The sequence below is a fragment of the Algibacter sp. AS12 genome (assembly GCF_046736315.1).
Taxonomy (GTDB): Bacteria; Bacteroidota; Bacteroidia; order Flavobacteriales; family Flavobacteriaceae; genus Algibacter_B; species Algibacter_B amylolyticus.
This window is the reverse complement of record NZ_CP151841.1, coordinates 1,000,983-1,021,610: the sequence shown is the minus strand read 5'-3', so window position 1 is coordinate 1,021,610 and position 20,628 is coordinate 1,000,983. Positions and strand designations below refer to the sequence as shown.

Sequence of the window (20,628 nt, the reverse complement as noted above, 5' to 3'; positions counted from 1 at the left end):
AACTAAAATATTTAGGTATCGTTTTTGCAAGGAGTGTATATAAAATTGCGATATTAATAAGTGAATTTTGATAATGTTGTAAAATGGCTTGGTGTTAAAATATAATACGTATAATTTATGAAACTATTAAAAATGATATTTGTACTTGTAATTTTTACATCCATATTTGGTTGTGGTTCAGATGATTCAAATGCAGAAGTAAAAGCCGTAGAATTGAGTTTATCTTCAGTTTCTGAATTTACTGCAAATCAAGAATCGAAATCGATAACGGTAACAGCTAATTCTTATTGGTATACCCAAAATAATAATGATTGGATTACCCTTACACCTACAAATGGGACTAACAATGGCACGATAAATGTTTCAGTGTCGGCTAACCTAGCGGAAGCTAAACGTAGTGGAGTAATTAGTGTGATAAGTGATGATGTTACAAGAGATTTAACCATAACTCAGGCGGGCAAAGAACCTGTTACAGTAGGGTTGGACCCTAATAAAACACCCTCAGAAAATTTTGATTTATCTACTTGGAATTTAAGTATACCGGTTAATAAAGGTAATGGTACGGCAACTACAATTACGGTGAGCCAGATTAATAATAAATACACAAACAGTACTTATTTTTATACTGCCAATGATGGCGGAATGATTTTTAAATGTCCTGTCGATGGCTTTAAAACATCTACAGGTACAAGCTATACTCGAGTAGAGCTACGCGAAATGTTAAGAGGAACTAATACGAGTATCAGTACACAAGGTGTTAATAAAAATAATTGGGTTTTTGGTACAGCGCCAACTGCAGATAAAAATGCTGCCGCGGGATATGATGGTGAAATGAGTGCTACACTTGCGGTAAATCGCGTGACAACTACTGGCGATAGCGGGCAAGTTGGTAGAGTAATTGTTGGGCAAATACATGCTAATGATGATGAGCCTGTGCGTATTTATTACAGAAAATTAAAAGATAATGCTTTAGGGTCTATTTATTTTGCTCATGAACCTACCGATGGCAACGGAAGTGAACAATGGCACGAAATGATAGGCTCTAGAAGTAATAGTGCTTCTAACCCTGCAGACGGTATTGCGCTTAATGAAAAATTTAGCTATACTATTAAAGTGGTAGGCGATAGTTTAACGGTTACTATTATGCGAGAAGGTAAGGATGATGTGATTAAAACTGTTGATATGACAAATAGTGGGTTTAATGTTGGCGGTCAATACATGTATTTTAAAGCAGGTGTGTATAATCAGAATAATAGTGGCGATGGAGATGATTATGCACAAGCTACGTTTTATGCTTTAGAAAAATCGCATACAACAGATTAATAACAAGTTTATAAAACACTTATATTAGCGTCATGCTATCTAAAAAAACAAAATACGGATTAAAAGCTCTAACGTTTATTGCTAGGAGTGAAGACGATATGCCGGTTCAAGTGGGTAAAATTGCTAAGAGCGAGCAAATACCTCAAAAGTTTTTAGAAGGTATATTATTAACCTTAAGAAAGGCAGGGATATTAGGTTCTAAAAAAGGAAAGCACGGTGGGTATTATTTAAGGAGTGAACCTTCGGAAATAAAAATGACCGATGTTATGCGTGTTCTAGAAGGACCAATAGCTATGGTGCCTTGTGTGAGTCTTAATTATTACGAAAAATGTGATGATTGCCCAGACGAAACCCTTTGCAGCGTGCATAGACTTATGATTGAGGTGCGCGATAGCACGCTTAACGTGTTCAGAAATACCACTTTAGCAGATTTGTCTAGCGTAGATTAATGAAAATATCTCAAAATTATCTCTTATTTTAAATAATAATCTTCTTTTTATCCCAAATTTATTCCATTATTCTAAAAAGTTGTTAAAACTGCTTTTTGTATTATAAAATGTTTTACATTTGTAATCCCTACTAAATTGATAGGATTAATATAAATAATAAGAAATGATAGCGCAAATGTTATTAAAGAGTAAAGAAAAAACTACTTATAAAGAGGATGCTGTTGGAGAAAAACCAATTAGAAGTGTAGCAAAAGCTTTAAGTTGGAGAGTAATAGGTACTTTAGATACATTGGTAGTTTCATATATATTAACAGGGGAAATGACTGTTGCAGCATCAATTGCTTCGGTCGATTTTTTAACTAAAATGGTATTATACTTTTTCCATGAGCGTTTATGGAATTCAATTAAATGGGGAAAATAAATAAAGAGATTATGTTTACAGAAACTCAAATAGAAGAATTAAATAAAAGCTTTGAAAAAGCCACGCCTACTGAAATTATTCAGAAGGCTTTCGAGCTTAATAATAAAGCTGTAGTAACCACTAACTTTAGACCATACGAGGCTGCTATTTTACATGCAGTTAGCAGTGTAGAATCTAGTATTCCTGTGGTTTGGTGCGATACTGGTTATAATACACCACAAACATATAAGCATGCCGAGCAAGTTATTAAAGATTTAAACTTAAATGTGTCTTTATATGTGCCAAAACAAACATCGTCTCATAGAGATGTTGTTATGGGAATTCCAAGTGTTGATGCTCCAGAACACGCTTTGTTTACAGAGCAGGTAAAATTGGAGCCTTTTAAACGCGCTATGGAAGAGCACAAACCTAACGTGTGGTTTACAAACTTACGCCAAGGGCAAACAGCATTTAGAAACAGTATTGGTATTTTTAGTTTAAGTAAAGATGGTGTTTTAAAGGTAAGTCCTTTCTATTTTTGGTCTGATGAAAAATTAGACACCTATTTAGAAGAAAATAATTTACCAAACGAGTTTAAATATTTCGACCCAACAAAAGCATTAGAAAATAGAGAGTGTGGTTTACACGCTTAAAAATAATATTATGAAGAAAGATACATCAAACATCAATTCACTAGAAAACGAAGCGATTTATATCATGAGGGAAGTTGCGGCGCAGTTTGAAAAACCTGTGTTATTATTCTCTGGAGGAAAAGATTCAATAACTTTGGTAAGATTAGCTGTTAAAGCATTTTATCCTGCAAAAGTACCATTTCCTTTATTACATATTGATACGGGCCATAACTTCCCAGAAACAATTGAATTTAGAGATCGTTTATGTAAAGAATTAGGTTTGGAGTTAATTGTACGTAATGTACAAGATTCTATTGATGAAGGTAAAGTAAAAGAAGAGTCTGGTCGTTACGCTAGTAGAAACATGCTGCAAACAACTACGCTTCTTGATGCTTTAGAAGAATTTAAGTTTGATGCTGCTATTGGTGGTGCGCGTCGTGATGAAGAAAAAGCAAGAGCTAAAGAACGTATTTTTTCTGTACGTGATGATTTTGGTCAATGGGATGAAAAAAACCAACGTCCAGAATTATTTGATATGCTAAATGGTGCTATAGATCACGGACAAAACGTACGTGTGTTTCCAATTTCAAATTGGACAGAATTAGATGTTTGGTCGTATATAGAAAAAGAAAATATTGAGATTCCTTCAATTTATTTTGCACACAAACGTAAAGTCTTTTTAAGAGATGGCATGATCTGGTCTGCTGAAGACGATGTGGTTTATAGAGATGAGAATGAAGAAGTGATAGAAAAAATGGTGCGTTTTAGAACGGTAGGAGATATGAGCTGTACTGCAGCTGTATATTCAGATGCGGTTTCTATTTCTAAAGTAGTAGAAGAAATTAGAGATTCTACAATTTCTGAACGTGGTGCTAGAATTGACGATAAACGTTCTGAAGGAGCCATGGAAAAACGTAAACAACAAGGGTATTTCTAGAATATCAATTTTGTTAGTTCCGCATAAGCGGAAATCTTTTAAAATGAATACAAATTAGGCTTTTAGCCAACATTATAATATAAATGGAAGTATTAAAAATAGCAACAGCAGGAAGTGTAGATGATGGAAAAAGTACGTTAATAGGACGCATTCTTTATGATACAAAATCATTAACCTCAGATAAGTTAAAAGCCATTGAAGATAAAAGTGAACAACTAGGATACGATTACTTAGATTTTTCTTTAGCCACAGATGGTTTAATGGCCGAAAGAGAACAAGGAATCACCATTGATGTAGCACATATTTATTTTTCAACTAAAAAGAAAAGTTACATCATTGCAGATACTCCAGGTCACGTAGAATATACACGTAACATGGTTACAGGAGCTTCAACATCTCAGGCTTCTATTGTTCTAATTGATGCTAGAAAAGGTGTTATCGAGCAAACAAACCGTCACTTCTTTATTAATAATTTATTGAGAATTAAAGACGTTGTAGTTGCCATTAACAAAATGGATTTGGTTGATTATTCTGAAGAGGTTTACAATAAAATTAAAGCCGATTTCACAGAATTAATGAGTAAAAGAGATTATCAAGACCAAAAAATCACTTTTATTCCTGTAAGTGCTTTAAAGGGTGATAATGTTGTTAATAAATCTAATGAAATGCCATGGTATAAAGGTGAAGCTTTATTAGAGCATTTAGAGCAATTGGATAAAGCAGATATATTTAACTCGGGTACTCCGCGTTTCCCTGTGCAATATGTAATTCGTCCTAAAACTGAAGAATTTCATGATTACAGAGGATATGCAGGAAAAGTTTATGGTGGCGATTTAAGTGTTGGCGACGATATTATTGTGTTACCATCAAAAACAAGATCGAAAATTAAAGATATTTATTTCTATGATGAAAAGTATGAAACGGCTTCAAGGCGTTCGTCAGTAACCATCACTTTAGAAAATGATATTAACGTAAGTCGTGGCGACATGATTGTTAAAGAAAACGATATACCAACCATCGATAAGCAATTTACAGCAAATGTTTGTTGGATGGATACCGATCAATTATCACCTGGAGGGAAATATATCATTCAACATGGTGTAAATAAAGTATTGGCTAAGGTTGATAGAATCAATCATAAAATTAACCCAGATTATTCTGGTTTTGAAAAGAATGTAACAGGGTTAAATATTAACGATATTGCTTCAGTTTCATTTAAATTAAATAAGCCAATTTTTTACGATCAGTTCAAAAATCATAGAACAAATGGATCTTTTATTATAATCGATCCACAATCTAATAATACAGTTGGAGCTGGATTTATTCAGTAAAAACAACAAAAAGTTTTTTTCTAATTAAGAAAAGTCAGGTATAGCATGCAAAGTTTTGAAACAGAAATAGAAAATCCAATCGTACAAAAGGATATCATAGATTTAGCCAATAAAATTGAGCTTTTTCATAATGGTAAAATAGACGAAGAAAAATTTAGAAGTCTTCGTTTAGCACGTGGTGTGTACGGTCAGCGTCAAGAAGGCGTGCAAATGATTCGTATTAAAGTACCATACGGAAAGTTAAAAAGTAATCAATTACGAAGAATTGCTGCGGTATCAGATGAGTATTCTCGTGGACGTTTACATATTACAACCCGTCAAGATATTCAAATTCATTATGTGGATTTAAATAGAACACCAGAGCTTTGGGCCGAATTAGAAAAAGATGAGGTTACCGTACGTGAGGCTTGTGGAAATGTGGTAAGAAATGTAACAGCTTCTGAAACTGCAGGTATCGATGTAAACGAACCTTTTGATGTGTCGCCATATGCCGATGCATTATATAAATTCTTTTTACGTAACCCAATTTGTCAAGAAATGGGACGTAAATTTAAAGTATCTTTCTCATCAACAGACGACGATACAGGATTGTCTTATTTACACGATATAGGATATATAGCAAAAACACAAAACGGCGTTCGCGGTTTTAAAGTTTTAGTTGCTGGTGGTTTAGGGTCTCAACCCCGTCATGCCGATGTGTTATACGACTTTATTGAAACCGATAAAATCATTCCAATTATGGAAGGTGTTTTAAGAGTTTTTGATCGTTACGGTGAGCGAAAAAGTAGAGCTAAAGCACGTATGAAATTCTTATTAAAAGATATCGGTTTAGATGCTTTTAAAGACTTAATTGCTGAAGAGCAAAAAGCTATCGAGTTTAAAAGTGTTGCTATTGATGCTGATGCTTATGTAGCTTCAAAACCAGTTTCAGTTGAAGCGCCTAAAGCCGAAATTAAAGATCAAGAAGCTTTCGAGTTATGGAAGTCTACCAACCTTATTCCTCAAAAACAGGAAGGTTATGTAGCTATTGGTGTTAAAGTATTATTAGGTGATTTTTATACAGATAAAGCACGTTTATTAGCTAATTTAGTGGATAAATATGGTGCTGGCGAAGTACGTTTAACATTACGTCAAAATATTGTTATTCCTTTTGTAAAAGAAGATTTAGTGCCATTTTTCTATCAAGAACTTGAAAAATTAGGTTTTGTAGAAGCTGGTTATAATAAAGCCGTAGATATTACTGCGTGTCCTGGAACAGATACTTGTAACTTAGGTATAGCAAGTAGTACAGGTATTGCTGTAGAGTTAGAGCGTATGCTTAAAGCAGAGTACCCACAATATTTAAAAAACCAAGATTTGGTTATTAAAATTAGTGGTTGTATGAATGCTTGTGGACAACACAATATGGCAAATATTGGTTTTCAAGGGATGACAGTTCGTACACCTGAAAAACTAGTAGCGCCTGCGTTACAAGTATTATTAGGTGGTGGTAACCAAGGTGATGGTCATGCAACTTTTGCAGATAAAGTAGTAAAAGTACCAAGTAGAAGAGGACCAGAAGCGTTACGCAGAATTTTAAATGATTTTGAAGCTAATGCAAACGGAAAGCCATTTGTTGAATATTATCAAGAAAAAGGAGAAAAGTATTTCTATGATTTCTTAAACGATTTACAAGATGCTACTAACTTAACTCAAGAAGATTTTATCGATTGGGGTGAAGAAGAAAAGTATGTAAAAGAAATAGGAATTGGAGAATGTGCTGGAGTAGTAATCGATTTAATTGCAACTTTGTTTTTTGAAAGTGAAGAGAAAATTGATAATGCAAAAGAAGCTTTTGAAAACGAAGTATATTCTAGTGCTATCTATTATGCTTACCAATCTTTAGTTAATTCCGCGAAAGCGTTATTATTAGCAGAGAATAAAAAGACGAATACTCATGCTGGAATTATTTCTCAATTTGATGAAATATTTGTTGAAACAGGAGCTATTGAATTAGGAACATCATTTTCTGAATTAATTTACCAAATCAATAAAAATGCGCCAACTAAAGAGTTTGCTTTAAATTACATATCGAATTCAGATAAGTTTTTAGCAGCGGTTAGAGCATATAGAGCAGCGCAACAAGAAGCATAAATTTTAAAATATTACATGAATATAAACACCCCAAAATTAACCGTAGTAGGTGCTGGTCCAGGTGATGAAGACTTAATAACCCTTAAGGCAATTAAGGCTATTGAATCTGCAAATGTTATACTATACGATGCGCTTATTAACGAGTCGTTACTTAAATATGCTTCTAAAGATGTAGAGCTTGTTTTTGTAGGTAAACGCAAAGGGTGTTACGCATTTCAGCAAGATCAAATTAACGATTTAATTGTAACTAAGGCCAAAGAAAAAGGGCACGTAGTACGCTTAAAAGGAGGCGACCCATTTATTTTTGGTCGCGGTGCAGAAGAGATTGATTATGTTAGAGATTTCGGATTGGAAACGTATGTAGTTCCTGGAATCTCGTCGTCTTTGGCAGTTCCTGCTTATCAAGGTATTCCGTTAACAAAACGAGGTGTTTCAGAAAGCTTTTGGGTGGTTACAGCTACAACTAAAGATCATGCTTTATCTTCAGATGTTGAATTAGCAGCAAAATCGTCAGCAACCATTGTAATTTTAATGGGTATGCATAAGTTAAAGGAAATTGTTAAGGTGTTTTATGCCGAAAATAAAAGAAATGTTCCGGTTGCCATTATTCAAAATGGTACACGAGATAATGAAAAAGTTGGTATAGGAACCATACGTAATATACAACAAGTTGTAAAAGAAAATGAACTAGCAGCACCAGCAATAATTGTTATTGGTGAGGTTGTAAAACATAGATCGGTTTTAAATACTATACAGCAAGCTGTTGAAAATAAATAGGCTATGGAAAGAAATAATTTATATCCTATTTTTTTAAAAGTTAAAAGTTTAAATGTGCTTATTGTAGGCGGAGGAAACGTAGCAGAAGAGAAATTAACGTTCTTATTAAAGTCTAGTCCAGATGCTTGTGTAACAATGGTGTCACCTATGTTTAGAGAAGGTACATTATCTTTGGCTAAAACAGGAAATGTAACCTTAATTGAAAAAAAATACAAAAAAAAGTATTTAAAAGGAAAGCATATTGTTGTTGCAACAACCGATGTTCCTAAGGTTAATGTAAAGGTTCATAAACATTGCAGAAAAAGAAGCATTTTAGTTAATGTTGCCGATAATCCACCGTATTGTGATTTTTATATGGGTGGTATCGTAACAAAAGGAAATGTAAAAGTTGCGATTAGTACTAACGGAAAATCGCCAACAACAGCTAAACGTTTACGTCAGTTTTTTGAGGATGTTATTCCAGAAAATGTAGACGATTTAGTCAAGAATTTAAACGAGTACAGAAAAACAATAAAAGGTGATTTTGAAGAAAAAGTGGAAACACTAAACGAATTCACAAAAGGATTAATTGAAAAAAAAGAATCTTAGTAATGATTAAAACAGATATAATAATTATTGGCGCGGGGCCAACAGGTTTATTTACAGTATTCGAAGCTGGATTATTAAAATTAAAATGCCATTTAATTGATGCATTGCCGCAACCAGGTGGACAATGCTCGGAGTTATATCCTAAAAAACCTATTTACGATATTCCTGGTTTTCCAGAAATTTTAGCAGGCGATTTAACCAAAAATTTATTAGAACAAGGTAAGCAGTTCGAGCCTGGTTTTACTTTAGGAGAACGTGCAGAAACTATTGAAAAACAAGAAGACGGTACTTTTATTGTAACTACAAATAAGGGTACGCAGCATCAAGCGCCTGTGGTGGCTATTGCTAGTGGTTTAGGAAGTTTTGAACCTAGAAAACCACAGCTTGAAAACCTTGCTAAATACGAAGATAAGGGTGTTGAGTATATTATTAAAGAGCCAGAAGTATACCGCGATAAAGATGTGGTAATTGCTGGTGGTGGAGATTCTGCATTAGATTGGAGCATCTTTTTAGCAGACGTTGCAAAAAGCGTAACACTTATTCATAGACGTAGCGAATTTAGAGGGCATTTAGATTCTGTTGAGAAAGTTCAAGAACTTAAAAATGCTGGTAAAATTAATTTAATTACTCCTGCTGAGGTTACCGATATTATTGGTGATGGTAAGGTTGAAGCTATAGAGGTTAAGAAAAAAGATGAAGATGCTTTTATTTTAAAAACAGATCACTTTATTCCTTTATTTGGATTATCGCCTAAACTAGGACCAATAGCAAATTGGGGCTTAGAAATTGAGAAGAATGCTATAAAAGTTAATAACGCATTAGATTATCAAACTAATATTCCTGGAATATTTGCTATTGGAGATGGCAATTTTTATCCTGGTAAACTAAAGTTGATTCTTTGTGGGTTCCATGAGGCTACTATTATGTGTCAAGCGGCTTATCAAATAATAAACCCGGGAAAAAAATACGTTTTAAAATATACAACAGTTAGTGGTATTGATGGTTTTGATGGTTCTAGAAAAGAAGCGCCAAAAGCAGTTGTTCAAGCTATTAATTAAAACAAATATTCTTGAAGTTGAGGTTAAAAAATAACCATGGCGGATAGGGTGCATTAGGGATTGCAGAGTAAAGCCCAAAGCCCGACCCGATAGGGGAATGCCAAAAATAAAATTATAATCCTGCAGGGCTTTAAAACCTTTGCAGGATTTAGTTTTTAAAATAGGAGGGATTTACAAGTATAAGTTTTACTTTTATTAACTAAAATTTAAAGCCCTTACCTCAGCAAATTATTTAAAATGAAAAGCTACAACGTTTGCCTTAAAGACACTGCAAAAACATTCACGAAAAGATTGTTTTACTCTTTATTTGATTGTGAGCAAGAAGAAGCTCATGGCGATTATTTAGAAAACACGTTTGTTGAAATTGTGTCTAAATTAGAAATTGAGAACGGTAAAGAAATTTGGGAAACCTTTAAAACCCAATTACCAGAAATAAGAAAAAAATTAGATTTAGATGCTATTGCTTTTGAGAGTAATGATCCTGCATCTCATTCTTTAACCGAAATATACTTGGCATATCCTGGTTTTTATGCCATTTCAATTTATAGGTTAAGTCATGCGCTTTATAAGTTAGGCGTACACATACTTCCTAGAATGATGAGTGAGTATATTCATGGAATTACAGGAGTAGATATTCATCCTGGGGCAACTATTGGCGATTCGTTTTATATCGATCATGGTACCGGAATTGTTATTGGCGAAACCTCTATTATAGGGAAGCATGTAAAAATATATCAAGGGGTTACGTTGGGTGGTATTTCGGTTTCTAAAAGTTTAGCTTCCACAAAACGTCACCCAACAATCGATGATAATGTGTGCATTTATGCAAACGCCACTATTTTAGGAGGCGATATTACTATTGGAGCAAATAGTATTATTGGAGCTAACGTTTGGATTACAGAATCGGTGCCAGAAAACTCGTTAGTTACGTATCAAACAGAAATAAAAATAAGACCTAGAAAGAATGGAATTCAAGAATAGTATTATTGGTCAAATTGGCAATACACCATTAGTGGAGGCAACACACCTTATTTCGAAAAAAGGTGTGCGATTGTTTTTAAAATTAGAAGGTAATAATCCAGGAGGAAGTGTTAAGGATCGACCTGCTTTTAATATGATTAATGAAGCTTTAAAACGAGGCGATATTAAAAAAGGTGGCACTTTAGTTGAAGCAACCAGCGGAAATACAGGAATTGCTTTAGCTTTTATTGCTAAGCTTTTAGGTTTAAAAATGGTATTAATAATGCCTGAAAACTCTACCGAAGAACGTGTTAAAACCATGCGTGCTTACGGTGCCGAGGTTATTTTAACACCATCGGATGTTGGTATTGAAGGATCGCGAGATTTGGCATTTAAGCTTCGCGATGAAAAGGGCTATACCTTGTTAAATCAGTTTGAGAATCCAGATAATTGGAAGGCGCATTACAAAACTACGGGTCCAGAAATTTGGCAAGCTACAGCAGGAAAGATAACACACTTTGTATCTGCTATGGGAACCACAGGAACCATAACAGGAGTTTCAACCTATTTAAAAGAAAAAAACAAAGACATAACTATTGTTGGCGCACAACCAGCCGATGGTGCCAGAATACCAGGTATTAGAAAATGGTCGCCAGAGTATGTGCCAAAATTTTTCGACCCTAAAAACGTAGATATTGTGGTAGATGTTTCGGAAAACGATGCCAAACAAACAACCATTAACTTAGCCAAAGAAGAAGGTGTTTTTGCTGGTATGAGTAGTGGTGGCTCTGTGTTTTGTGCTTTAACCATAGCTGAACAAATAGAGGAAGGTGTTATTGTAGCCATAATTTGCGACCGTGGAGATAGATACTTGTCTTCAACTTTGTTCGAATAGGTTTTGATTGGTAGAGATATCCTGCAAGGTTTTAAAAACCTTGTAGGATTAATATATAAATGTTAACTAGGTCAAAAAAGACCGCACAGGATAAGGAAAACAAAAATATAGTTAGTACTTTTGTACGCGAGTTCATTAACGTACTAGTGTTATCAAGAAAGGTAGAGGGATTAGACCCGTTGAGGCCTTGGCAACCCTTTATCTTTTAAAGAAGGTGCTAAATTCTACTAATACAAAGGTATTGGAAAGATAACGAAAAGTAATCCTTCACTTTTCTTGATGACATGCAGATAATACATATCAAATGTCGAATATACAACAAGCATTAAAAGAACGAATTTTAGTTTTAGATGGCGCCATGGGTACCATGCTACAAGCGTATAAATTCACCGAAGAAGATTTTAGAGGCGAGCGTTTTAAAGATTACCCAACACCATTGCAAGGTAATAACGATTTGTTGTCTATTACACAGCCCGAAGCTATTAAAACCATTCATGGAAAATATTTTGAGGTTGGGGCAGATATTGTAGAAACCAATACGTTTTCTGGAACTACCATAGCTATGGCAGATTACCAAATGGAAGATTTAGTATACGAGTTAAATTTTCAGTCGGCTAAAATAGCTAAAGAAGTTGCTGATGAGTTTACAGCTAAAGAGCCTCATAAACCACGTTTTGTCGCAGGTTCAATAGGGCCAACAAACCGTACAGCAAGTATGTCGCCAGATGTAAACGATCCAGGTTATAGAGCCGTTACTTTCGATGAGTTAAGAATTGCATACAAGCAACAAATAGAAGCTTTAGTTGATGGTGGTGTCGATTTGTTATTGGTTGAAACAGTTTTCGATACCCTTAACGCCAAAGCAGCATTGTTTGCTATTGAAGAAGTTAAGGACGAACGTGGTATAGACATTCCAACCATGTTAAGCGGAACAATTACCGATGCTTCAGGAAGAACCTTGTCTGGACAAACTGCTGAAGCCTTTTTAATTTCTGTATCTCATATTCCGTTATTATCGGTTGGTTTTAACTGTGCCTTAGGTGCCAATTTATTACAGCCCCATTTGGAAGCTATCGCCAATAAAACCGATTTTGCTATTTCGGCACATCCAAATGCAGGATTGCCAAATGCTTTTGGAGAGTACGATGAAACTCCAGAAGAAATGGGAGAGCAAATTGAAGAGTATTTAAAAAAGAATTTAATCAATATTATAGGAGGTTGTTGCGGTACATCGCCCGAGCATATTGGTGTTATAGCTAATATTGCCGCCAAATATAAACCACGCGAATTTGTAATTGTAGAAAAAACAGGTAGCCTATAAATTATAGTGATGATTTTAGAGGTAGCCACATTACATATAAAGAAAGGACTTTCGGCAGAATTTGAAACTAGTTTTCAAAAAGCTGAAAAAATAATTTCTTCAATGAAAGGCTATATCTCGCACCAATTAAAAAAATGTATCGAGCAAGACGATAAATATATATTATTAGTAAACTGGGAAACACTTGAAGATCATGAAATCGGATTTAGAACATCCGATGCTTACCAACAATGGAAAGCAGTATTGCATCATTTTTACGAACCGTTTCCAACAGTAGAACATTATGTTTAGTTATTGGTAGTTCGTTAATAGTTAATTGTTAAAAAATGAAATCATATATAGAACTTGATGTTTGGATTGAAGCTAGGAAGCTAGTTAGTCAAGTCTATATAATAACTAATGAGTTCCCAAAAGAAGAGGTTTATGGTATTACAAACCAAATTAGAAGATGTTCGGTTTCAGTTCCATCTAATATAGCAGAGGGTTGCGGAAGACAAACACCCAAAGATGTTATTCGTTTTTTGTATATTTCGAGAGGTTCTTTATATGAATTAGAAACTCAGTTATATCTTTCAAACGATTTAAAGTTTGTTTCAGAAGAAAAGTTAAATAATATATTATCTCAAATAGAAACTTGTAAAAAGTTGCTTAAGGGATTTATCAATTATTACAAGAAATTATAAGTATGAGTGAGCCTAATAACCAAAAACGAGTAACAGTAAACCAAAGTAAATACATGAAGTTGTCGGGTTTAGAACCTTTGGTTTTAAACGAAAACAGCAATTTTATAAATGTAGGTGAACGTACTAATGTTGCCGGTTCTAGAAAATTTCTTCGCTTAATTAAAGAAGAAAAATTTGATGAAGCTTTGGATATTGCACGTCATCAAGTAGATGGTGGAGCACAGATAATTGATATTAATTTTGACGACGGATTAATTGATGGAAAGGAATCCATGATTCGTTTTTTAAATTTAATTGCTGCCGAACCAGATATTTGTCGTGTGCCTATTATGATTGATAGTTCCAAATGGGAAATTATCGAAGCAGGCCTTAAAGTAGTACAAGGTAAATGTGTTGTTAATTCGATTTCACTTAAAGAGGGCGAAGAGAAGTTTATTTACGAGGCTAAACAAATTAAGCGTTACGGAGCTGCAGTAATTGTCATGGCTTTTGATGAAGTTGGACAAGCTGATAATTATGATAGACGAATAGAAATTGCACAACGATCGTATGATGTGTTGGTAAATAAAGTTGGTTTTCCTTCTGAAGATATCATATTCGATTTAAATATTTTTCCTGTTGCTACAGGAATGGATGAGCACCGCAGAAATGCCATCGATTTTATTGAAGCTACCCGTTGGGTGCGTCAAAATCTAGAAAATGTTTCGGTAAGTGGAGGTGTAAGTAACGTGTCTTTTTCATTTAGAGGAAATAATGGTGTGCGCGAAGCGATGCATTCTGTGTTTTTATACTATGCTATTCAAGCGGGTATGAACATGGGTATTGTAAATCCTGCTTTATTAGAGGTTTATGATGATATTCCAAAGGATTTATTAGAGCACATTGAAGATGTAATTTTAGATAGAAGAGACGATGCTACAGAGCGTTTACTTGATTTTGCTGAAACCGTAAAAGGATCTAAAAAGGAAGCTGGAGCAGATTTATCATGGCGTGAAAATCCATTGCAAGAACGTATTACTCATGCCTTAGTAAAAGGTATTGATGCTTTTATTATTGAAGATATTGAGCAAGCTAGACAAGAAGCAGAATCTCCAATCGATGTTATTGAAGGGCATTTAATGATTGGAATGAATGTAGTCGGCGATTTGTTTGGTGCCGGAAAAATGTTTTTACCCCAGGTTGTAAAATCTGCGCGTGTAATGAAAAAAGCTGTTGGCTATTTAAACCCGTTTATTGAAGCAGCAAAAACCGAAAAACAAGAGCCTGTTGGTAAAATATTAATGGCAACCGTTAAGGGCGATGTGCACGATATTGGTAAAAATATTGTGAGTGTTGTTTTAGCTTGTAATAATTACGAAATAGTGGATTTAGGGGTTATGGTACCACCCGAAAAAATTATTGAAATGGCTATTAGTGAACGTGTAGATGCTATTGGTTTATCTGGTTTAATTACGCCATCGTTAGATGAAATGGTGTATTTAGCTAAAGAAATGCAACGTCAAAATTTTGAATTACCGTTACTTATTGGTGGCGCAACAACTTCAAAAGCGCATACAGCAGTTAAAATTGATACCCAGTATAATAATGCGGTTGTACATGTAAATGATGCATCGAGAGCAGTAACCGTTGTAGGCGATTTGCTTAACAAGAAAACGTCGCATGCGTATGTTGCTAAAATGAAGGCTGATTATGATGAATTTAGAACCAAGTTTTTAAAACGCGGCAAAGAGAAATCATATATATCGATAGCAGAGGCAAGAAAAAGAAAATATAAAATAGATTGGGAAACTTCTGAAATTGTAAAGCCTAAGGAATTAGGTGTACAGATTTTAAAGCAATTAAGCTTAAAAGAATTAGAACCTTTTATAGATTGGAGTCCGTTTTTTAGAAGTTGGGATTTACACGGTAAATTTCCAGATATTTTAACTGATAAGGTTGTTGGCGAACAAGCTACCATCATGTATAAAGAGGCTCAAGAATTAATTAAAGACATTATAGCAAAACAATCTTTAAAACCTAAAGCTGTTTTTGGATTATTTGAAGCAAACTCTATAAATGAAGATGATATCTCGGTAACTAAAAAAGGCCAAGAGCCATTTGTTTTTAGGACTTTGCGTCAGCAATTAAAAAAACGTGAAGGGATTCCTAATCATGCTTTAGCAGATTTTATTGCACCAAAAGAAACGGGTAAAACCGATTATATGGGCGCATTTTGTGTTGGTATTTTTGGAGCTCAAGAATTAGCTGAAAGTTACAGAGCAAAAGAGGATGATTATAACGCGATTATGGTACAAGCCATTGCCGATAGATTTGCAGAGGCTTTTGCTGAATATTTACATAAGCAAGTAAGAACCAGACATTGGGGTTATGCTGCAGATGAAGATTTAACGAATACCGATTTAATTAAAGAAAGTTATAAAGGTATTAGACCAGCACCAGGATATCCGGCTTGTCCAGACCATTTAGAAAAGGAAACCATTTGGGAATTACTAGAGGTTGAAAAACTAATAGGTGTAAAATTAACCGAGAGTCTAGCCATGTGGCCTGCAGCAGCAGTTTCGGGGTATTATTTTGGTAATCCGGAGGCTAAGTATTTTGGTTTAGGTAAAATTACCAACGACCAAGTTACAGATTATGCTACTCGAAAAGGAATAACCAAAGAGAAGGCTAGAAAGTGGTTGCACCCAACATTAGCAGAAGAATAACTATGAAATTTATAGAATTAACTTTAGGAAGCTATGTGATATCTCATGGGTTTGACAACAAGAATAAAGAAGTTTTGCAACATGTGAATTCGGATACATTTTCGAAGAAACTTGTGGCTGTGTCTAGAATAAAATCGGTTAGCGAAACCTATATTCTTACGGATTATACCGATGGTAGATGGATTTATTGGGAGTATAAAGAAAGCTTTAATGAGGTAACAAAAATGTTAGGTTAGCCCGCGTTAGGGATTGGAGTGTAAAGCCCACAGCCCGACGCAGGAGGTGTGAGGACTTGCAATGTAAAGCCCGACCCTTGCGGTAACGCCCAAAATATAAAAAAGTAGCTTTAAGAATTCGTTTGTAAATTCGTGGCTAAGAAAATAGAATATTAACAATAAATAGATTCCTGCTTTCGCAGGAAATAGTAATGAAAGTAACAGACCATATAAAAAACGCTAACGGTAAAACTTTGTTTTCTTTTGAAGTGATACCGCCAAAAAAAGGAAAAAACATTCAGGATTTATATAATAATATAGACCCTTTAATGGAGTTTAAACCGCCATTTATTGATGTAACGACCTCTAGAGAGGAATATGTTTATATTGATAAAGGTAACGGGCTTTTAGATAAGCGTATTACGCGTATGAGACCAGGAACGGTTGGTATTTGTGCTTCTATTATGCACAAGTATAAGGTGGATGCTATTCCGCATTTATTGTGTGGTGGTTTTACCAAAGAGGAAACGGAATATGTGTTGGTAGATTGCCATTATTTAGGTTTAGATAATGTCATGGCACTTCGTGGAGATTCCATGAAAGATGAGCCTTATTTTAAACCGGTTAAAGGTGGAAATGCTTATGCTAGCGAGTTGGTAGAGCAAATTGCGACATTAAACAGAGGGCAATATTTGCATGATGATGTTGTTGTAGAGCATAATTCTGATTTTTGTATTGGTGTTGCTGGCTACCCAGAAAAGCACATGGAAGCGCCATCGTTAGTTACAGACTTAAGACGTTTAAAGGCTAAGGTTGATGCTGGTGCAGATTACGTGGTTACGCAAATGTTTTTTGATAACAATAAGTATTTTGAGTTTGTTGATAAGGCAAGAGAAATGGGTATTAACGTGCCTATTATTCCGGGCATAAAACCTATTGCTGTAAAACGCCATTTACAAATTTTACCACAGGTTTTTAAAATTGATTTACCTCAAGATTTAATTGATGCGGTTGAGGGTTGTAAGGACAACCAAGCAGTAAGACAAGTAGGTGTGGAGTTTGCCATTCAGCAATCTAAAGAGTTACGTGCAGCTGGTGTTCCTGTTTTACATTACTACTCTATGGGTAAAAGTGATAACGTAAAAGCTATTGCCGAAGCGTTATTTTAATTATTGCACTACATTAGCAGTATTATTCCCCGATATGAAATTATTTTTTAGTTGTGTTTTAAGTTTTATTAGTGTTATTGTTTTTGCTCAGGATAAAACAAATACATCGTATGTGGATGTGAATTATTTTCGCGGAAATATCGCGCTGCACAACAATGAAATTCTTCATTTAATTACGGGGCATCCCGATGGTGTTATTTTAAGTTGGAATAAAAAAACCTATGGTTTTGAAGATTGGGAACAGCGTTTTAATTATCCAGATTATGGTGTGTCTTTTGCTTACCAAGACATGAAAAATCCTGTTTTAGGGAATAATTATTCACTTTATGCGCATTATAATTTTTACTTTTTTAAACGGAATTTAATGTTTCGGATTGGGCAGGGTATGGCGCATAATACAAACCCATACGACAGAGAAAGCAATTTTAAAAACGTGGCGTTTGGGTCTAAATTTGGTAGTAGTACTTACGTTATGTTAAACTATAAAAAGGAACGTATTTTTGATAGGTTTGGGTTGCAAAGTGGATTTTCGTTAATTCATTACTCTAATGCTAATGTAAAATCGCCTAATAATGGTACAAATTCTATAACCTTTAATGTAGGCTTAACGTATAGTTTGGCAGATAAAGATTTAGAATATCAACATACTTTAGATAAAAAAGCAGATCAGGCATATTCGGAGCCTATTAAATATAATTTGGTATTTAGAGCGGGCATTAATGAAAGCGATATTTTTGGAAGCGGGCAATACGCCATGTATGTAGCATCAACTTACGCTGATAAACGTATTAATAAATCGAGTGCGGTGCAATTAGGAACCGATGTGTTTTTCTCTAACTTTTTAAAAGAGTTTATTTACTACAGAAGTGTTGCTTTTCCTGAGGATGGACTTACGGGTAACGAAGACCATAAACGTGTTGGTGTTTTTGCTGGTCATGAATTATTTATAAACAAAACATCACTTATTACGCAGTTGGGTTATTATGTGTATTATCCTTTCGATTTTGAAGGGCGCGTTTATACTAGACTTGGTTTGAAACGTTATTTTGCTAAAAATTGGTTTGGAGTCATGTCTTTAAAATCTCATGGTGCAAAAGCTGAAGGTGTCGAATTTGGAATTGGTGTACGATTATGAAAAAGTTGATTTACATAGTATTTTTAATTGTTAGTATTGCTTGCGATAGTGAAGATGCTGGTGATTGTTTTCAAAAAACAGGCGACATTATACAACAAGAAGTTACCGTTGCAAGTTTTAGTAAAATTTTAGTAAATCGTGATGTTGAGTTAATATTGAAAGAAGGTGCAATCCAAAGTGTCATTGTTGAAACTGGTGAAAACTTATTGAACGATGTTAAAGCAGAAGTTGTTGATGATAGATTAATTTTAACAGATAATAATACTTGTAATTATATTAGAGATTATGGTATTACTAAAGTATATGTTACCGCACCAAGTATTACCGAAATTAGAAGCTCAACACAATATGATATTAGTTCGAATGGGGTTTTAACCTACCCAAGTTTATCTATTTTATCTGAAGATTTTGGAGCTCCAGGTTCTTTTAATGTAGGCGATTTCAGGCTGCAAATTGATAACACAAGTTTTAGAGTGGTATTTAATAATTTATCGGTCGCTTATGTTACCGGACAAACCGATAATTTGAGTGTAACCTTTGCATCTGGAACATCCCGTTTTGAAGGGCGCAATTTTGAGGCCCAAACAGTGAGTGTGAATAACAGAGGATCCAACGACATGATTGTGAATCCGCAGCAAGAAATTACTGGGAAAATATCTGGTATTGGAGATGTTATTTCTGTAAATACACCTCCAATTATTAATGTGGAAGAACTTTATAGAGGTCGATTAATTCTTGAATAAATTTACCGACTGTTTTGCTATTTCTACCTCTTCGTTTGTTGGAATGACTAAAACTTTTACTTTTGATGTTTCTGTGCTAATTACCGTAAGTCTATCTGGTCGTACTTGATTTTTTTCAGCATCTAAGCTGATGCCTAAAAAATCCATGTCTTCGCAAATAAGTTTTCGCATTTCTGGTGAGTTTTCGCCAATTCCGGCAGTAAATACTATGGCATCCAATCCGTTTAACACAGCAGCATAACTTCCAATGTATTTTTTAATACGATACGCATTCATTTGTAAGGCCAGCTTACAGGCTTTGTTTCCTTTTTCAGCTTCCGCTTGAATATCTCTTAAATCACTATATCCGGTTAATCCTAACATGCCGCTTTTTTTCTGTAAAAGGGTGTTAATCTCATCCAAGCTATAATCTAGTTTTTTTGCTAAATGAAAAATTACAGAAGGATCGATAGCGCCACTTCGCGTACCCATAATTAAGCCGTCTAAAGGTGTTAATCCCATAGAGTGGTCAATGCTTTTACCATTTTTTATTGCGGTAATACTACAGCCGTTTCCTAAATGTATGGTGATTATTTTAGAATTTTGTTTACCTAAATATTCAATTGCTTTTTCTGATACGTATTTATGACTTGTGCCATGAAACCCATATAAACGGATTTTGTATTGTTCTGAAAACTCATTAGGAATGGCATATTTGTACACATGCTCGGGTATAGTTTGATGAAATGCCGTATCGAAAACAGCAACTTGCTTAGCCTTAGGGAATACAATTTCGGCAACTTCAATACCTTCAAAATTAGCAGGATTATGCAATGGCGCTAAACTAAAAAGGTCTTTTATTTTAGCTTTTACAGACGGTGTAATTTCGGTTGTTTTATTAAATGATGCACCACCTTGAACCACACGATGACCCACAATATTAATACCATCTGCCGATTTTATAATACCCGTTTCTTTATGTAGTAATTGTTTAGATAGTAATTCTAAACCTACTTTATGGTTGGTTATAGCTTCAATAACCTCAATAGTATTACCATTTGTTTTGAATATAAATTTTGCATCGTCAAACCCAATGCGCTCAATTAAGCCAGAACATAAAATAGTTGCTTCGGGCATAGAGAACAATTGAAATTTTAAGGAAGAACTTCCTGAATTTAAAACTAATACTTGCATA

21 protein-coding genes and 1 riboswitch are annotated in these 20,628 nt (G+C 34.5%); of the genes, 20 read left to right on the top strand and 1 reads right to left on the bottom strand.

Annotated features, from left to right (window positions below; translation table 11 throughout):
• Nucleotides 1–117: 117 nt before the first annotated feature.
• The 20 genes from AAFN75_RS04505 to AAFN75_RS04410 all read left to right on the top strand — a co-directional run bounded on the left by AAFN75_RS04505 (nucleotide 118) and on the right by AAFN75_RS04410 (nucleotide 19,454).
• Entirely contained in the window at nucleotides 118–1,323 is a 1,206-nt protein-coding gene (locus AAFN75_RS04505) for a polysaccharide lyase family 7 protein (RefSeq protein ID WP_411808423.1), read from the top strand.
• 32 nt (nucleotides 1,324–1,355) lie between these two features.
• Nucleotides 1,356–1,772: an RrF2 family transcriptional regulator gene (locus AAFN75_RS04500; RefSeq protein ID WP_411808422.1), complete on the top strand. Its 417-nt coding sequence runs from the start codon at nucleotides 1,356–1,358 to the stop codon at nucleotides 1,770–1,772.
• A gap of 163 nt (nucleotides 1,773–1,935) precedes the next feature.
• A complete protein-coding gene (locus tag AAFN75_RS04495; RefSeq protein WP_411808421.1) occupies nucleotides 1,936–2,193 on the top strand; it encodes a DUF2061 domain-containing protein in 258 nt (85 codons plus the stop codon).
• A gap of 11 nt (nucleotides 2,194–2,204) precedes the next feature.
• Nucleotides 2,205–2,825, top strand: coding sequence for a phosphoadenosine phosphosulfate reductase family protein (locus AAFN75_RS04490; RefSeq protein ID WP_411808420.1), 621 nt, complete (start codon nucleotides 2,205–2,207; stop codon nucleotides 2,823–2,825).
• Nucleotides 2,826–2,835: 10 nt separating this feature from the next.
• Nucleotides 2,836–3,741, top strand: coding sequence for a sulfate adenylyltransferase subunit CysD (gene cysD / locus AAFN75_RS04485; RefSeq protein ID WP_092851052.1), 906 nt, complete (start codon nucleotides 2,836–2,838; stop codon nucleotides 3,739–3,741).
• Nucleotides 3,742–3,824: 83 nt separating this feature from the next.
• Nucleotides 3,825–5,072: a sulfate adenylyltransferase subunit 1 gene (locus AAFN75_RS04480; protein ID WP_411808419.1), complete on the top strand. Its 1,248-nt coding sequence runs from the start codon at nucleotides 3,825–3,827 to the stop codon at nucleotides 5,070–5,072.
• 45 nt (nucleotides 5,073–5,117) lie between these two features.
• A complete protein-coding gene (locus AAFN75_RS04475) occupies nucleotides 5,118–7,205 on the top strand; it encodes a HEPN domain-containing protein (RefSeq protein WP_411808418.1) in 2,088 nt (695 codons plus the stop codon).
• Nucleotides 7,206–7,220: 15 nt separating this feature from the next.
• Nucleotides 7,221–7,982, top strand: a complete 762-nt coding sequence (gene cobA / locus AAFN75_RS04470; RefSeq protein ID WP_411808417.1) for a uroporphyrinogen-III C-methyltransferase — start codon at nucleotides 7,221–7,223, stop codon at nucleotides 7,980–7,982.
• Between the two features lie 3 nt (nucleotides 7,983–7,985).
• A complete protein-coding gene (locus tag AAFN75_RS04465) occupies nucleotides 7,986–8,570 on the top strand; it encodes a bifunctional precorrin-2 dehydrogenase/sirohydrochlorin ferrochelatase (protein WP_411808416.1) in 585 nt (194 codons plus the stop codon).
• Between the two features lie 2 nt (nucleotides 8,571–8,572).
• Nucleotides 8,573–9,628, top strand: coding sequence for an NAD(P)/FAD-dependent oxidoreductase (locus tag AAFN75_RS04460; protein WP_411808415.1), 1,056 nt, complete (start codon nucleotides 8,573–8,575; stop codon nucleotides 9,626–9,628).
• 237 nt (nucleotides 9,629–9,865) lie between these two features.
• Nucleotides 9,866–10,609, top strand: a complete 744-nt coding sequence (epsC, locus tag AAFN75_RS04455; protein ID WP_144115746.1) for a serine O-acetyltransferase EpsC — start codon at nucleotides 9,866–9,868, stop codon at nucleotides 10,607–10,609.
• A complete protein-coding gene (cysM, locus tag AAFN75_RS04450) occupies nucleotides 10,593–11,483 on the top strand; it encodes a cysteine synthase CysM (RefSeq protein WP_411808414.1) in 891 nt (296 codons plus the stop codon). Before epsC ends, cysM begins: the two co-directional genes overlap by 17 nt.
• 146 nt (nucleotides 11,484–11,629) lie before the next feature.
• Nucleotides 11,630–11,739: riboswitch (SAM riboswitch) on the top strand.
• A 48-nt stretch (nucleotides 11,740–11,787) separates the two neighbouring features.
• On the top strand, nucleotides 11,788–12,804 hold the full coding sequence (locus tag AAFN75_RS04445) for a homocysteine S-methyltransferase family protein (RefSeq protein ID WP_411808413.1): 1,017 nt from the start codon (nucleotides 11,788–11,790) through the stop codon (nucleotides 12,802–12,804).
• Between the two features lie 9 nt (nucleotides 12,805–12,813).
• Nucleotides 12,814–13,095 carry an antibiotic biosynthesis monooxygenase family protein gene (locus AAFN75_RS04440; RefSeq protein WP_411808412.1) on the top strand — a complete coding sequence of 94 codons (282 nt, stop codon included), beginning with the start codon at nucleotides 12,814–12,816 and terminating at the stop codon, nucleotides 13,093–13,095.
• Nucleotides 13,096–13,130: 35 nt separating this feature from the next.
• The gene (locus AAFN75_RS04435) at nucleotides 13,131–13,487 is read left to right on the top strand and encodes a four helix bundle protein (RefSeq protein WP_411808411.1); all 357 of its coding nucleotides are present in this window, start codon (nucleotides 13,131–13,133) and stop codon (nucleotides 13,485–13,487) included.
• A gap of 2 nt (nucleotides 13,488–13,489) precedes the next feature.
• Nucleotides 13,490–16,192, top strand: coding sequence for a methionine synthase (gene metH / locus AAFN75_RS04430; protein WP_411808410.1), 2,703 nt, complete (start codon nucleotides 13,490–13,492; stop codon nucleotides 16,190–16,192).
• A 2-nt stretch (nucleotides 16,193–16,194) separates the two neighbouring features.
• Complete coding sequence (locus AAFN75_RS04425; protein ID WP_411808409.1) at nucleotides 16,195–16,428, top strand: hypothetical protein; 234 nt, start codon at nucleotides 16,195–16,197, stop codon at nucleotides 16,426–16,428.
• Between the two features lie 191 nt (nucleotides 16,429–16,619).
• Nucleotides 16,620–17,576 (top strand): methylenetetrahydrofolate reductase [NAD(P)H], encoded by a 957-nt coding sequence (metF, locus tag AAFN75_RS04420; RefSeq protein ID WP_411808408.1) that lies wholly within the window; start codon nucleotides 16,620–16,622, stop codon nucleotides 17,574–17,576.
• A 34-nt stretch (nucleotides 17,577–17,610) separates the two neighbouring features.
• Nucleotides 17,611–18,711: an acyloxyacyl hydrolase gene (locus AAFN75_RS04415; protein WP_411808407.1), complete on the top strand. Its 1,101-nt coding sequence runs from the start codon at nucleotides 17,611–17,613 to the stop codon at nucleotides 18,709–18,711.
• On the top strand, nucleotides 18,708–19,454 hold the full coding sequence (locus AAFN75_RS04410; protein ID WP_411808406.1) for a head GIN domain-containing protein: 747 nt from the start codon (nucleotides 18,708–18,710) through the stop codon (nucleotides 19,452–19,454). Before AAFN75_RS04415 ends, AAFN75_RS04410 begins: the two co-directional genes overlap by 4 nt.
• On the opposite strand, the gene AAFN75_RS04405 is transcribed toward AAFN75_RS04410, so the two are convergent.
• Nucleotides 19,440–20,627, bottom strand: a complete 1,188-nt coding sequence (locus tag AAFN75_RS04405; protein ID WP_411808405.1) for an acetate/propionate family kinase — start codon at nucleotides 20,625–20,627, stop codon at nucleotides 19,440–19,442. The two genes, AAFN75_RS04410 and AAFN75_RS04405, sit on opposite strands and share 15 nt — an antisense overlap.
• Nucleotide 20,628 lies beyond the last annotated feature (1 nt).

Bases quoted from the DNA above. Each gene is read 5' to 3' on its own strand.
- AAFN75_RS04505 (WP_411808423.1), top strand. From the start codon at position 118: ATGAAACTATTAAAAATGATATTTGTACTTGTAATTTTTACATCCATA.
- AAFN75_RS04500 (WP_411808422.1), top strand. From the start codon at position 1,356: ATGCTATCTAAAAAAACAAAATACGGATTAAAAGCTCTAACGTTTATT.
- AAFN75_RS04495 (WP_411808421.1), top strand. From the start codon at position 1,936: ATGATAGCGCAAATGTTATTAAAGAGTAAAGAAAAAACTACTTATAAA.
- AAFN75_RS04490 (WP_411808420.1), top strand. From the start codon at position 2,205: ATGTTTACAGAAACTCAAATAGAAGAATTAAATAAAAGCTTTGAAAAA.
- cysD (WP_092851052.1), top strand. From the start codon at position 2,836: ATGAAGAAAGATACATCAAACATCAATTCACTAGAAAACGAAGCGATT.
- AAFN75_RS04480 (WP_411808419.1), top strand. From the start codon at position 3,825: ATGGAAGTATTAAAAATAGCAACAGCAGGAAGTGTAGATGATGGAAAA.
- AAFN75_RS04475 (WP_411808418.1), top strand. From the start codon at position 5,118: ATGCAAAGTTTTGAAACAGAAATAGAAAATCCAATCGTACAAAAGGAT.
- cobA (WP_411808417.1), top strand. From the start codon at position 7,221: ATGAATATAAACACCCCAAAATTAACCGTAGTAGGTGCTGGTCCAGGT.
- AAFN75_RS04465 (WP_411808416.1), top strand. From the start codon at position 7,986: ATGGAAAGAAATAATTTATATCCTATTTTTTTAAAAGTTAAAAGTTTA.
- AAFN75_RS04460 (WP_411808415.1), top strand. From the start codon at position 8,573: ATGATTAAAACAGATATAATAATTATTGGCGCGGGGCCAACAGGTTTA.
- epsC (WP_144115746.1), top strand. From the start codon at position 9,866: ATGAAAAGCTACAACGTTTGCCTTAAAGACACTGCAAAAACATTCACG.
- cysM (WP_411808414.1), top strand. From the start codon at position 10,593: ATGGAATTCAAGAATAGTATTATTGGTCAAATTGGCAATACACCATTA.
- AAFN75_RS04445 (WP_411808413.1), top strand. From the start codon at position 11,788: ATGTCGAATATACAACAAGCATTAAAAGAACGAATTTTAGTTTTAGAT.
- AAFN75_RS04440 (WP_411808412.1), top strand. From the start codon at position 12,814: ATGATTTTAGAGGTAGCCACATTACATATAAAGAAAGGACTTTCGGCA.
- AAFN75_RS04435 (WP_411808411.1), top strand. From the start codon at position 13,131: ATGAAATCATATATAGAACTTGATGTTTGGATTGAAGCTAGGAAGCTA.
- metH (WP_411808410.1), top strand. From the start codon at position 13,490: ATGAGTGAGCCTAATAACCAAAAACGAGTAACAGTAAACCAAAGTAAA.
- AAFN75_RS04425 (WP_411808409.1), top strand. From the start codon at position 16,195: ATGAAATTTATAGAATTAACTTTAGGAAGCTATGTGATATCTCATGGG.
- metF (WP_411808408.1), top strand. From the start codon at position 16,620: ATGAAAGTAACAGACCATATAAAAAACGCTAACGGTAAAACTTTGTTT.
- AAFN75_RS04415 (WP_411808407.1), top strand. From the start codon at position 17,611: ATGAAATTATTTTTTAGTTGTGTTTTAAGTTTTATTAGTGTTATTGTT.
- AAFN75_RS04410 (WP_411808406.1), top strand. From the start codon at position 18,708: ATGAAAAAGTTGATTTACATAGTATTTTTAATTGTTAGTATTGCTTGC.
- AAFN75_RS04405 (WP_411808405.1), bottom strand. From the start codon at position 20,627: ATGCAAGTATTAGTTTTAAATTCAGGAAGTTCTTCCTTAAAATTTCAA.